Source organism: Blautia sp. HCP3S3_C4 (assembly GCF_052064095.1).
Taxonomy (GTDB): Bacteria; Bacillota; Clostridia; order Lachnospirales; family Lachnospiraceae; genus Blautia_A.
The window spans coordinates 188,461-200,965 of the sequence record NZ_JBQHWF010000003.1; the positions used below are offsets into that span (position 1 = coordinate 188,461).

A 12,505-nucleotide genomic window follows, 5' to 3' on the forward strand; every position below is an offset into this window, starting at 1 on the left:
GCAGATCACAGATTTTTTGCGGCAGCCTTATCTTTATCTTGGAGAGGTATAAAATGAAAAATAATAAAAAGAAACAGATTGGAGCATGGATTGCCATTATTGTCCTGCTTCTGGCAGCGTGCATGCCCATGTTTTTTGCTTTTGGCAAGGGCGAAAATGCTGGTAATTATTTCAGGGCAGCAATTGGAGTTGCCATTATTGTCCCTGTTCTTGCCTATGCAATGTGGATGGTTTACAGGATACTGGACCGTGACAAAAAGAAAGAGAGGAATTCAGTGGTGGAAAATATTATTTTTGATGTAGGTAAGGTGCTGGTTAAATTTGAGTGGGAGGCCTATCTAGACAGCTTTGGATTTACACCGGAGAAAAGGGATAAGATCGCAAAAGCTGTATTTCTCAGTGATACATGGAATGAACGTGACCGGGGAAGCTATGAGGAAGAATATTATGTGAATCAGATGGTGAAAGCAGCGCCGGACTGTGAAGCGGAAATCCGGGCTGTAATGAAGGACTCCGGTAAAACTATTGAAAAGATGGAGTATGCAGATACCTGGGTGCGCTATCTGAAAGATAAGGGATATAAAGTCTATATTTTATCTAATTATGGAAATGAGACCATGCGAATGACAAAACAGAAACTTACGTTCCTGAAATATGTAGACGGAGCGGTTTTCTCCTGTGATGTAAAGCAGATCAAACCAGAACCGGAAATATACCGGACTTTGATCGAACGTTATCATCTGGAGCCTGAGAAATCTGTTTTTCTGGATGACAGAAAAGAAAATTGTGAAGCTGCAGAGAAGTTTGGAATTCATGCTATTCAATTCCATTCCTTTAAGCAGGGAACAGCAGAACTGGAGAAACTGGGAGTAAAGTAGAAAGTACTGGTTTTGTTTTCGGCAGAAGAAAAGATTATTTACGGTTACTGAGAACGGAGTGAACAGTAACACTATTTACGAAAATTTCACCAAAAATATAAACAATAGGATTTGTATTTTGGAAAAAAAGATGATATAATATAAAAGCTTGTGGGGAATATATTCGTTCAGATACTTTCACAGGCGTATTACCTAAACGGAAAAGAGGATTAAGGAAATGAGCGATAAAACAATTTTAGAGCAGTGGCGTTCCATCGCCTATGACCAGCAGGCAGACCGTAATAAACTTCAGAGATTCTGGGCAAATTATTTTAATATTGAAAAAGGTATTTATGAAAAACTTCTTGCTAATCCGGACGAAGTGGTAACCGGTACTGTTAAAGAACTGGCTGACAAATATGGTCTGGAAGTTCTCACAATGGTAGGTTTCCTGGATGGTATCAATGACAGTCTTAAGATTCCGAACCCTATTGAGACAATGGACGAGAATACAAAGGTATCTCTTTGCTTTGACAAAGAGCTTCTGTACAAAAATATGGTAGATGCAAGAGCAGACTGGCTCTATGAACTGCCTCAGTGGGATGCAATTTTCACACCTGAGAAGAGAAAAGAACTGTATCTGGAGCAGAAGAAATCCGGTACAGTGGTAAAAGCACATAAGATTGGACGTAATGATCCGTGTCCATGCGGCAGTGGAAAGAAATACAAATACTGCTGCGGAAGAAATGCGTAAGCAGCCTGACGTGGAATATATTATTGTCCTGGGTGCCCATGTAGATGGTACCCGGCTTACATTAGCCCTTCTGGAACGAACCAGAAGGGCTTTGCAGTATCTGGAGGATCATCCGGAGACGAAGGCTGTTCTGTCAGGAGGTCAGGGGGAAGGCGAACTGATCACAGAGGCCAGGGCAATGTATCATTATCTGACAGAGCATGGAATTGCACCGGAACGTCTTTTTCTGGAAGAACGATCTGTCAGTACTGCAGAAAATCTGCGTTTCAGCAGAGAACTGATCGGAGCAGACCATTCAGTGGGAGTAGTGACAAATAATTTTCATGTATTCCGCGGCACAGCCATAGCCCGAAAATGTGGATTCCGTGAAGCATATCCCATACCTTCCAGATATAGTTCCTGGAGACTTTTGATTTATATTCCAAGGGAAATACTGGCGATTTTAAAGGATAAGCTTTTGGGAAACTGGTAGAAAAATCAGAAACAGTAACAGCAAAATACGGTAGCAGCAGATACTTCGGGATTTGCTGCTGCTGTTTTTTTATGCCGTTTTCTGTCGTATTCCTGCGATAAATTCTAAGACCGGTCTCTGCCATTTTGACAAAATCTGCAAGGGTAATCTCCTATAATGAATAGCACTTACCAAAGGGAAGGCTTAACAGAAAAAAGAATACAGGGGGAAGGAGAATGCATTATGAAGTATACATAGATGTAGTTTTTTTAACGAATCTTCTGATGGATTATATCCTTCTCTGGTTTGTTGGAAGGGTATTCCGATGCAGAAAAAGCTTTTTCAGAACACTGCTGGGAGCTTTTCTTGGGGCATTGTTTTCCAGTTTGATTCTTTGTATCCCCTTTGAATTGTTTCCACCGGCATTTATACTCCTTCACGGAGCCTGTGGAACAGGAATGTTGATTTTGGGCTGTGGACTGAAAAAGGGAAGTCTCCTTGTAAAATCGGTGCTGACATTGTATTTGGCTGCGTTTCTGTGTGGAGGCTTTTGGGAGACTGCAGATCATGGGAATCTTACCGTGAAAACCTTTCTGCTTCTTGGAACAGTGACCTGGCTTTTGCTTACTGCATGGTCCTATCTGCAGGATTCTGTAAAAATACGGATGAAAAATGTATATCCTCTTACCCTGTCCTATCAGGGGAAAACATTTTCTTTTTATGGATTTTACGATTCAGGAAATCTTCTGATGGATTCTGTAACAGGAAAACCGGTTTCTATTGGAAAACCGGAAATTCTGGAACAGATATTGTCAGAAAAAACAGCAGATCAGTTAAGGCACCTGCAGGAGAAACCGGAAGAGCTGCAAGATACTGAGATCGCAGGGCTTCATCCACATCTGATTTCCTATCGGGGAATTGACAGGGAAAAGGGAATGCTTCTGGCGGTCACACTGGAGAAGCTTTGTGTTCAGACCGCGGCAGAAGTGGTTCAGATAGAAAGTCCTGTGTTTGCATTTCCTTTTGAACCCTCCGCTTTTGGTAAGGAATATGAAGTACTTTTAAATTCCAGATTACTACAGTAGGAGGGGGATTATTATGAGTTGTTATCCAGTTCAGTTTGTATCAAGAATGGTAATGAACCGGTCAGGGGATATTTTTTATATAGGGGGAAACGATGTGCTGCCTGCACCTTTGGATCCCAAGAGGGAAGCATTTGTGTTGGGCAAGCTGGGAACAGACCAGAAGGAAGAGGCCAGATCTGTTCTGATCGAACACAATCTCCGATTGGTTGTTTATATTGCAAAGAAGTTTGACAATACAGGGGTAGGAGTGGAGGATCTGATCTCTATCGGAACCATAGGTCTGATCAAGGCAATCAATACCTTCAATCCTGTGAAGAATATTAAACTGGCAACCTATGCATCCAGATGTATTGAAAATGAAATCCTGATGTATCTGCGCAGGAACAGCAAGACCAAAATGGAGGTTTCTATTGATGAACCGCTGAATGTAGACTGGGATGGCAATGAACTCCTTCTGTCAGATATTCTGGGAACGGACGAGGACGTGATATCCAGACGGCTAGAGGATGAAGCAGAAATTTCTCTGCTGACAAAGGCCATTGGAAAATTGTCTGACAGAGAGCAGACAATCGTAAGGCTGAGATTTGGGATCGGAAGCAGGGACAGCAAGGAGCAGACGCAGAAAGAGGTAGCTGATCTGCTGGGAATTTCTCAGTCTTATATTTCCAGACTGGAGAAAAGAATTATGAAGAGGCTGAAAAAGGAAATCGTAAAATATGAATGAAGCCCCCTTGACGGAAAAGAAAATTTACAGTAAGCTATGGCTGACAAATAAGAAAGAGGAACGGAATGAATCAAACAGATGATGCAGAAAAAAACAGATGAAATAGAAAAATATATGAAAGACTGTACTCTGTGTCCCAGAAATTGTCATGCGGACAGAATGGCAGGCAGGACAGGATACTGTGGAATGACGGATAAAATCTATGCAGCGCGGGCTGCTTTGCATATGTGGGAGGAACCCTGCATTTCAGGATGCAAAGGCTCAGGGGCAGTGTTTTTTACCGGCTGCGGGCTGCGGTGCTGCTTTTGCCAGAACCGTGAGATTGCCATTGGAAAGGATGGCTGTGAGATTGACGTAAAACGACTGGCTGAAATATTTCTGGAGCTTCAGGATAAGGGGGCAGCAAACATCAATCTGGTTACAGGAGCCCATTATGTGCCTCAGATTACTGCTGCTTTGGATATAGCAGGAGAACAGGGAATGGGATTGCCGGTGGTGTATAATTCCAGTGGTTATGAGAAGGTGGAAACCTTAAAGCTTCTGGAGGGGTATGTAGATGTTTATCTGCCTGATTATAAATATGCAGATCCTTTGCTGGCACAGCAGTTTTCCCATGCAGCGGATTATCCTGAAATTGTAGGAAATGCACTGGCAGAGATGATGCGTCAGACAGGTCCTGTTGTTTTTGATGAGGAAGGATATATTAAAAAAGGAACTATTGTGAGACATTTGATCCTGCCGGGACATACCAGAAATTCCATTCAGGTATTGAAGTATTTACAGCGTGCATTTGGAACGCAGATTTATATCAGCATTATGAATCAGTATACACCGGTTTATGAGCAGGAGAAATACAGGGAATTAAACCGCAGGGTAACAGAAAGAGAATATGAAAAGGTATTGAATGCAGCACTGGAACTTGGAATAGAAAATGGCTTTTTTCAAGAAGGTGAGACTGCCAGGGAGAGCTTTATCCCGGCATTTGATTATGAGGGAGTTGGCAGAAAATAAAAAAAACTCCCATAAAATGGAAGGAGGCCGGTACTTACGTACCGGCGCGTATGAAAAAGAAAAATATTTATAAGAAAGATATAGTTATCTTTCTTACTGATACTATATCCAATAAATATGGATAATATATGAACAAAATGTAAAAGATAAAATAAATTTAGAGATATATTTCTCTGAGTCTTAGAATTTTTTCCAGGTATCCCTTACAAACAGCAGCAGTAATGGGAAAATTTCCAGTCGGCCTGCCAGCATATCAAAAGTGAGGACAATTTTGGAAAACCAGGAAAACATTCCGAAGTTTCCGATAGGACCTACCAGCTCCAGACCGGGCCCGATGTTATTAAAGGTGGCTGTAACTGCAGTAAAGTTTGTGATCAGGTCAAAGTCATCAAAGGCAATCAGGAAGATAGATCCGGCAATGATCAGTATATAAACAATTATAAAGATATTGGTAGAGCGAAGCACTTCATGAGGAATGACTTTGCCATCCATCTTTATTTTTTTACTGCATTGGGGTGCAGAAAAATATGAAGTTCCTTGCGGATTGTTTTACAAAGGATCAGGATCCTGGAAACCTTGATACCACCGCCGGTACTTCCTGCACAGGCTCCTATAAACATAAGCATTACCGGTATAGTTCGTGAAATCTCCGGCCATAGGTTAAAATCTGTTGTGGCATAACCGGTGGTTGTGATGATGGATCCTACCTGAAAGGCTGCCTGCTGAAGGGATTCTGATACACTTTCGTACATGTGATAAATGTTGCAGGTAATGATCAATACTGCAATCGCAATAATTCCCAGATAATAGCGGACTTCCTCCATTTTAAAGGCCTGGGCAAATTTCCTGGTGATAAGCAGGAAATAGGCATTGAAGTTAATTCCAAACAGGATCATAAATATAGTGATCACAACCTGAAGGTAAGTGCTGTATCCGGCCATGCTGTCGGATTTGATACCGAATCCTCCGGTACCTGCAGTACCAAAAGCAGCACAGAGGGAATCAAACAGAGGCATTCCTCCAAGAAGCAGAAGAATGATCTGTATCACTGTCATGACAAAATAAATTCCATACAGAATTTTTGCAGTGGACTGTACTTTTGGAACCAGCTTGCTGACAGAAGGTCCCGGGCTCTCTGCTTTCATCAGGTTCATATGATAACCACCTGTCAGAGGCAGGAGAGACAGGATAAATACCAGAACACCCATACCGCCGATCCAGTGTGTAAAGCTTCTCCAGATTAGTACACAGTGGGGAAGGATTTCTACATCAGCCAGAATACTGGCTCCGGTAGTGGTAAAACCGGATACAGTTTCAAATATTGCATCTACAGGGTTTGGAATGCTTCCGCTGAAGATAAAAGGGAGTGCTCCCATAATACTTAGTACAATCCAGCTTAAAGCGACTGTTACAAACCCTTCTTTTGTGTAAAATGCTTTTTTGGATGGCTTTTTCCAGGTGAGTGGAATGCCAAGAGCCAGACAGATGATAATGGTGATCAGAAAAGCAAAGCCGGAAGTTTCACCGTAGATCACAGCGGTGATTCCGGGAAGAAACATAAATATAGCTTCCAGCTTGAGAATCCATCCGATAATATAAAAAATAATAGAATAATTCACGATCAGACTCCTTTACTTCTCAAGAATGTCTGTGATATCACGAAGTCCCTTATGGGTAGTTACGATGATCACAGTATCACCTACCTGTATGGTGTCATGTCCGCGGGGAATTTTTACTACACCATTATGGTTGAGATATCCAACCAGAAGATTCTGGCGGAGATTCAGCTCTGACAGCGGGATCCCAACTACCGGAGAATTATCACGGATGGCAAATTCCAGAGCCTCTGCCTTATTGTCCAGAATATGATAAAGGGTTTCTACATTACTTCCGATACTGTTCTGCATGGCACGTACATACTGCAGAATCCTGTCAGAAGTGATATATTTGGGATAGATTACACTTCCAATATCCAGATTGTCAATAACATCGTCAAAAGCAAGACGGTTGACCTTGGCTACCAGCTTGGCATTGGAAATTGTTTTGGCAAACAGTGCAAGGAAAACATTTTCCTCATCCAGATTGGTAAGAGACACAAAAGCTTCAGTCTGGGGCAGACCTTCCTCCATGAGAAGGCTGCGGTTGGTTCGTCACCATTGATAATAGTGGCACTGGGAAGCAGATCACTCAGGGTCTCGCAGCGGGCTGTATTCTGCTCAATGATTTTTACGGAAATATTCATGTCAAGAAGTGCCTTGGCCAGATAGTAGGAGATTGTACCACCACCTACGATGATGGCATTTTTCACCTGATGGGTCTTCAGTCCGATTTTTTTGAAAAAGGCAGCGGCATTTACCGGAGAAGCAAGAATAGAAACATTGTCTCCGTTGTGGATCATATGATTACCGCCTGGGATAGAAACCTGATCCCTGCTCTCAACGGCACAGAAAAGCACATCGCATTTGAGTGTCTCTGTAATGCGCGAAATCGTCATACCATCCAGTCCAAACTCAGGCAGCACCTTGAATTTCAAAAGCTCTACCCGTCCTCTGGAAAAGGTATCGATCTTAATGGCAGAGGGGAAGCGGAGCAGACGGGAAATCTCCTGGGCTGCTGCCAGTTCCGGATTAATGATCATGTTTACACCGAGACGTTTTTTGATAAAGCTGATCTCATTGCCGTAAATTGGATTGCGGACTCTGGCAATTGTCTGGCAGTGTCCTGTTTTCTGGGTGATCAGACAGCAAAGAAGGTTCATTTCGTCAGAGCCAGTCACTGCAATGAGAATGTCTGCCTTGTCAACTCCGGCTTCCATAAGCGTATTGATGCTGGCACCATTTCCTACAATTCCCATTGCATCAATGTCATCCTGCAATGAGTTGATCACGTTGGCAGAGACATCAATAAGAGTTATATCGGATTCTTCTTCCTGTAGCTGCTCGGCAAGAGTTCGGCCGACATTTCCACACCCAACAATAATAATCTGCATAATTCCTCCAAAAGATAGTCAACGGGCTGATGCACTTTCTGTTATCCCCAATGATAATCTATGCAACAGTTCCCCCGAAATATTTTATAATATTATATAGCTTTTATACATATGAAAACAAGGATGCTATAGCACTATTAAATCTGTTTGTAAATATGAGAATTTTGTGATTTTTTTGGCGTTAGGAAGTTACTGTTCACATACTACTATCCCGCGAGGTGTTTTGGCATGGATATGCCAAAATTCCGAGACATACAAGCCAAAATTCCATTGCCGCAGGCAATCTGGAATGAATTTTGGCTACGTTACTGTGAACGGAATGAACAGTAACGTCAGGAGTGCTGGTTAAAAAAGACATAATAGGTAATCTGGGGCACCTTTTGGAAAAGGTATCATAAAATATAGGGTAACTGAATATGGAAAATGATATCAGGAAGGATTGAATATGGAAAATTATCATATGGCCTGTTCCTGTGGCAGACCCTATAACCGAACCTGCGGCATGAACCGCCAGCAGCCAATGAATGAAATGGTTACCCGTCCCAAATCTCCGGAGCCTGCCATGGCTTATGTTCCCAGTCAGGAATTTACAGATATTTTTGATTTGTCTTATGCTTTGAATGTGGGAACAGTTTTCCCACAGCTTTGCAAGCCATTCTGCGGAAAGAGAGGTGGTTTCCGATGAACGAAAACAGGTCCGGAAAGCAACTTCTGAATCGGATAAATCAGGTCAGCTTTGCTGTAGATGATCTGCTTTTATACCTGGATACCCATCCCTGTGATGAGAGAGCTCTGATGCTATGCAGAAAAATGGTAAAGGAGAGGAAAGAACTTCTGGAAAAATATGCCCAAAACTTTGGACCTCTTACTATAGATTGTACGGATATGTCAGAGTCAGAGAACTGGAAATGGATGGAACAGCCATTTCCCTGGGAAAGGGAAGGAGGATGCAGATAGCTTATGTGGAATTATGAAAAAAGACTTCAGTATCCGGTAAATATTACCAAACCGAATGCAAAGATTGCACAGTATATCCTCAGCCAGTACGGTGGCCCGGATGGTGAGATTGGGGCATCTATGAGGTACCTGTCTCAGAGGTTTACCATGCCAAACCGCATGGCTGCGGCAGTGCTGAATGATATCGGCACAGAGGAACTGGCACATAGAGGTTATCAGTGATTAATTTTCATTGAATTTTCGGGAATATATCAAGGGTAAAGGTAATTTCGTCGCCTTTACGGAAGCCATTCTTTGACTCTTTAGTATAATTAACTCTCTCGATCAGTTCTCTGAGAAGCTTATTCCTTGTCTGAGCGTCAAATTCCCAGTAATTTTCCAATAAATTCTCACACTTGGGAATAAATACAGCCTGCTGTTCAACTAGCTTCTTATCGTGCTCAATTTCTTCTCTCAGGCCCTTTATAGATTCGATACATGCTTCAATAGAGGCTTCAGTACTCTTGGAACGCTCCAGGAAGACATCTGTCGTGTATACTCCCTGCTCAAGCAGATCATACTGTTTTAGTTTCTGAGCATCCAATTTCTTCAATTCGGCTTCTTTCTCTTCAATCAGTTTTTCTTTAAGCGTTATAACATTATCTATATCAAGCTTAGGAACATCACTGCTGAGCTTGTATTCATCTACAAGATTCTTAATTCCATCCAGTAAGACTTTCTCTACCAGTGACAATTTACTGCTGACAGTAGAACAGGAAGTATAAGGACACAAGAGAGAATCTTCCTGTCCACGTTTCTGATAAGGTCTTCTGACCATTGCGCGACCACACTTACTACAATACACAATGCCGGCAAGAGGATTCTTGATAGTATTTGTGATCTGCACAGGGCGCGGAGGATTCTTTTTTCGGATTCGCTGTACAGTATCATACATATCTTTGGATATGATAGCCGGATGCCGCCCAGGAAACAAAAGAACATCATCAGCCTTAGCTCTGGGACGGGAACGGATAACAGCGCCATTCTGGATCGATTTAACGGTTTTACGGCCATTCCAGCGAATCATTCCAGTGTATACAGGATTCACAAGGATAGATTGCACGCTGACAGGAGTCCAGTCCTTTCCAAGGGCAGATTTTACTCCCATATCATTTAGCTTACGGACGATTTTAGCAACGCCAATCTGATTTCCATCTGCTCCGGAGTACCAGGAGAAAATCATCCTCACAATATCAGCCTGAGCAGGAATCGGCTGTAAGGTATATCCTTTCTCACCGCTTAATTTAACACGCTCATAGCCATAAGGCGGCTTATTGCCACAGTATTTCCCTTCTTTCACAGAAGAGATTCTTCCGGCATTCAAACGGCGTTTGATGGTCTTATATTCACGGCGGCTCATAAAAAGCCCGAATTCGAAGTATTCTTCATCGAATTCATTATTTGGATCATATGTTTTGGAAGGGGTGATGATCTTAGTATCAGAATACTGAAATGCCCTGGATACAGTACCCTGATCGATTGTATCACCTCTGGCAAGACGTTCTACCTCTACTACGAGAACTCCATCCCACATACCGGCTTCAACTTCGTGAAGAACCTGTTGCATAACCGGTCTGGCAGAGATTGTCTCTCCGGACACGATTTCCTTGTAAATAGCTCCGACATTATAGCCACGGCTTTTAGCCAGATCCAATAAGATTCGTTCATGCCTGGCAAGAGTTTCACCCTCACCACGTGCCTCAGCCTCCCGATCGGCACGGGATTTTCTTAAATAAAGACATACATTTTCAAGATTCATTAGCACACCTCCATTGCATTTTACGAAAAAAGGGTATAAAAAATACACCTTTGCAGATGTAAAGAAGTGTGCTATAATTCAACTGTTCAGGAAGAATATAGCACAGTTTTTTATAACTGCAAAGATTCTTGAAAGCCGTCTCTGTTACCAGCAGGGGCGGTTTTGGTTTTATTAATTATGTTTTACAAGTGAAACAATTGCTAAAATAACATTGATTAAGCACCATGTTGCCCAAATTTTCAAATCAGAAAAGCTTCCTGCTAATGTATAGCCAAAAAGAGCAGCGATACCAAATAAAACAATAAGCGCAATATTTCCACCTTTGCCACCTTTGCGAGTTGCAATAGATACAATGCCTCCGGCAAGAAGCATAATAGCAACGATTATTCCAGCAGAACCACTTACTTCGCCTGTTTCACTGAGAGAATTACTAATTCCGGCAGCACATGACTGAAAAGCAACCATAAAAAACAAAACAATTGATAAGATTCCAGATACTAATTTCCAAGTTTTCATTTTTATTTCCTCCGTGGTATATTAAATGTTAATTTCAAAAACAGCGGACTGTTTTTGACCATCGCTATCATAGGTATAAAAGTTGATTTTAAAGCTTCCGGCATTATCAACACCGATGCATGCCTGTGCTTGACAAGACGCGCCAATCGGTGTTTCTTGTGGATACATTGAAATATCTCCAGGATAGGAGTATCCCATTTTTCCGGTGCTGTCGACAATTCCATCTTCAAGGCTTATGTACAATCCATTCATGACGTCATCATCATATCCAAGATTTTCATAAGTGTATGTCACAAGGTAAACAGCGGCTGGAGCTTTATCACTATACTCATTGCGAATGTCAGTTGCTTCAACAGAATCGACTGTAATTTTCCATTGACCTTCTACGGTATATGTTTCACCTATTTTATAAGTATCCTGAGAAGTAGACTTATTTTTTGATGAAGCTTCGTTGAGCTGCTTTTGAAGATCATCTATCGTCTTTTGCATTTCAACGATTTGAGCTTCAAGTTGTTCAATCTTGTCGTCTTTTTCATCAGCAAACACAGGTGGTGAAGCAGACAAAACAAGTGTGCCAGCTAACAGCATGGCAAAAATCTTCTTTTTCATTTTTTAATCCTCCTAAATGGAATATTTATTAAAACGCCAAAGCGAATTAATTCCTTAGTACATAATTAATATCTTACTACTGTAAAATGTAATACACAAGTATGATAAAAGCAAATTGAGATACTTTTTACAAAAAAATATATAGTTATCTTGATTATTCAGTAGAAATTATTTTTATTACTACAAATGGCTCAAAATAAATTATGTAATTATCTATAGATACATACAATCCATACTTAGCTTTATAACAATCAATAGCTTCCTTCAAATATTTTTCTGTAGCATCCAGATATTCATCCATCTCATAAAAATTTCTGCATCCGGACTCATAAGCTCTGATCAGACCCGTAAGCCCAATCTTAAGATTATATCCATATAATCGTGCCCGGTATTCCTGCTTGCGGTTCATGGTATTGCTCTGATCCAAAATATCTCCAGTAGTAGTGTAATGATGTCCAAGCTCTTCGGCCAGTACGCAGGACTTTTCTACCTGAGTAGGAAGTGATCGATTGATGGCAATTCTGTTCTTATATATCCGGCCGCCATAACCAGAAAGCTCCTTTTCTTTAACAATCAAATTCTCCGAATCGGATAGAGTTAATAGTTCTTCGTAAGTCAATCGGATTACTCCTTTTATATCAAGTAAAAGAATTCTATTTCTTAGCTCCAGCAGCAACGATTTTGTTGAAGTCAACAAAATCTGTTTTTATTTCGGTTTAAAATGTCAAGATTTTGAGATAAGCTATTGTTGACA

Annotated in this window: 12 protein-coding genes and 3 pseudogenes; 9 read left to right on the forward strand and 6 right to left on the reverse strand. The window is 41.4% G+C overall.

Annotation, left to right across the window (positions count from 1 at the left end):
* The first annotated feature begins 53 nt into the window (after positions 1-53).
* From ACTNC6_RS04460 to ACTNC6_RS04485, 6 genes are all read left to right on the forward strand, one after another.
* Complete coding sequence (locus ACTNC6_RS04460) at positions 54-878, forward strand: HAD family hydrolase (protein ID WP_303242006.1); 825 nt, start codon at positions 54-56, stop codon at positions 876-878.
* Positions 879-1,095: 217 nt separating this feature from the next.
* Positions 1,096-1,611: an SEC-C metal-binding domain-containing protein gene (locus ACTNC6_RS04465; RefSeq protein WP_019162367.1), complete on the forward strand. Its 516-nt coding sequence runs from the start codon at positions 1,096-1,098 to the stop codon at positions 1,609-1,611.
* A complete protein-coding gene (locus tag ACTNC6_RS04470) occupies positions 1,550-2,083 on the forward strand; it encodes a YdcF family protein (protein WP_330699344.1) in 534 nt (177 codons plus the stop codon). The genes ACTNC6_RS04465 and ACTNC6_RS04470 overlap by 62 nt, the downstream gene beginning before the upstream one ends.
* Positions 2,084-2,298: 215 nt before the next feature.
* Positions 2,299-3,147 carry a sigma-E processing peptidase SpoIIGA gene (locus ACTNC6_RS04475; RefSeq protein WP_173743252.1) on the forward strand — a complete coding sequence of 283 codons (849 nt, stop codon included), beginning with the start codon at positions 2,299-2,301 and terminating at the stop codon, positions 3,145-3,147.
* Between the two features lie 13 nt (positions 3,148-3,160).
* A complete protein-coding gene (sigE, locus tag ACTNC6_RS04480; protein ID WP_173743251.1) occupies positions 3,161-3,871 on the forward strand; it encodes an RNA polymerase sporulation sigma factor SigE in 711 nt (236 codons plus the stop codon).
* Between the two features lie 78 nt (positions 3,872-3,949).
* Positions 3,950-4,882 (forward strand): radical SAM protein, encoded by a 933-nt coding sequence (locus ACTNC6_RS04485; protein ID WP_441043312.1) that lies wholly within the window; start codon positions 3,950-3,952, stop codon positions 4,880-4,882.
* Between the two features lie 180 nt (positions 4,883-5,062).
* Here the strand turns inward: ACTNC6_RS04485 and ACTNC6_RS04490 are convergent.
* Together ACTNC6_RS04490 and trkA are read right to left on the reverse strand one after the other, a co-directional pair.
* Positions 5,063-6,501 (reverse strand): annotated as a pseudogene (locus ACTNC6_RS04490) (TrkH family potassium uptake protein).
* 12 nt (positions 6,502-6,513) lie between these two features.
* Positions 6,514-7,871: pseudogene (trkA, locus tag ACTNC6_RS04495) on the reverse strand (Trk system potassium transporter TrkA).
* A 445-nt stretch (positions 7,872-8,316) separates the two neighbouring features.
* Here trkA and ACTNC6_RS04500 point away from each other — a divergent pair.
* The 3 genes and pseudogenes from ACTNC6_RS04500 to ACTNC6_RS04510 form a co-directional block, all read left to right on the forward strand.
* Complete coding sequence (locus ACTNC6_RS04500) at positions 8,317-8,556, forward strand: spore coat associated protein CotJA (protein WP_243874008.1); 240 nt, start codon at positions 8,317-8,319, stop codon at positions 8,554-8,556.
* A complete protein-coding gene (locus ACTNC6_RS04505; protein WP_441032764.1) occupies positions 8,553-8,828 on the forward strand; it encodes a spore coat protein CotJB in 276 nt (91 codons plus the stop codon). The genes ACTNC6_RS04500 and ACTNC6_RS04505 overlap by 4 nt, the downstream gene beginning before the upstream one ends.
* Before the next feature lie 3 nt (positions 8,829-8,831).
* Positions 8,832-9,035 (forward strand): annotated as a pseudogene (locus tag ACTNC6_RS04510) (manganese catalase family protein); the annotation flags it as partial.
* Between the two features lie 22 nt (positions 9,036-9,057).
* On the opposite strand, the gene ACTNC6_RS04515 reads toward ACTNC6_RS04510, so the two are convergent.
* The 4 genes from ACTNC6_RS04515 to ACTNC6_RS04530 form a co-directional block, all read right to left on the reverse strand.
* Positions 9,058-10,626: a recombinase family protein gene (locus tag ACTNC6_RS04515; RefSeq protein WP_441043313.1), complete on the reverse strand. Its 1,569-nt coding sequence runs from the start codon at positions 10,624-10,626 to the stop codon at positions 9,058-9,060.
* 171 nt (positions 10,627-10,797) lie between these two features.
* Positions 10,798-11,142: a hypothetical protein gene (locus ACTNC6_RS04520; protein ID WP_441032899.1), complete on the reverse strand. Its 345-nt coding sequence runs from the start codon at positions 11,140-11,142 to the stop codon at positions 10,798-10,800.
* 21 nt (positions 11,143-11,163) lie between these two features.
* On the reverse strand, positions 11,164-11,751 hold the full coding sequence (locus tag ACTNC6_RS04525; RefSeq protein ID WP_441032902.1) for a coiled-coil domain-containing protein: 588 nt from the start codon (positions 11,749-11,751) through the stop codon (positions 11,164-11,166).
* Between the two features lie 154 nt (positions 11,752-11,905).
* Entirely contained in the window at positions 11,906-12,370 is a 465-nt protein-coding gene (locus ACTNC6_RS04530) for a hypothetical protein (RefSeq protein WP_441043314.1), read from the reverse strand.
* Between the last annotated feature and the right edge of the window lie 135 nt (positions 12,371-12,505).

Excerpts from the sequence above, each read along its gene's own strand:
- ACTNC6_RS04460 (WP_303242006.1), top strand. The coding sequence starts at position 54 with ATGAAAAATAATAAAAAGAAACAGATTGGAGCATGGATTGCCATTATT.
- ACTNC6_RS04465 (WP_019162367.1), top strand. The coding sequence starts at position 1,096 with ATGAGCGATAAAACAATTTTAGAGCAGTGGCGTTCCATCGCCTATGAC.
- ACTNC6_RS04470 (WP_330699344.1), top strand. The coding sequence starts at position 1,550 with ATGATCCGTGTCCATGCGGCAGTGGAAAGAAATACAAATACTGCTGCG.
- ACTNC6_RS04475 (WP_173743252.1), top strand. The coding sequence starts at position 2,299 with ATGCATTATGAAGTATACATAGATGTAGTTTTTTTAACGAATCTTCTG.
- sigE (WP_173743251.1), top strand. The coding sequence starts at position 3,161 with ATGAGTTGTTATCCAGTTCAGTTTGTATCAAGAATGGTAATGAACCGG.
- ACTNC6_RS04485 (WP_441043312.1), top strand. The coding sequence starts at position 3,950 with ATGATGCAGAAAAAAACAGATGAAATAGAAAAATATATGAAAGACTGT.
- ACTNC6_RS04500 (WP_243874008.1), top strand. The coding sequence starts at position 8,317 with ATGGAAAATTATCATATGGCCTGTTCCTGTGGCAGACCCTATAACCGA.
- ACTNC6_RS04505 (WP_441032764.1), top strand. The coding sequence starts at position 8,553 with ATGAACGAAAACAGGTCCGGAAAGCAACTTCTGAATCGGATAAATCAG.
- ACTNC6_RS04515 (WP_441043313.1), bottom strand. The coding sequence starts at position 10,626 with ATGAATCTTGAAAATGTATGTCTTTATTTAAGAAAATCCCGTGCCGAT.
- ACTNC6_RS04520 (WP_441032899.1), bottom strand. The coding sequence starts at position 11,142 with ATGAAAACTTGGAAATTAGTATCTGGAATCTTATCAATTGTTTTGTTT.
- ACTNC6_RS04525 (WP_441032902.1), bottom strand. The coding sequence starts at position 11,751 with ATGAAAAAGAAGATTTTTGCCATGCTGTTAGCTGGCACACTTGTTTTG.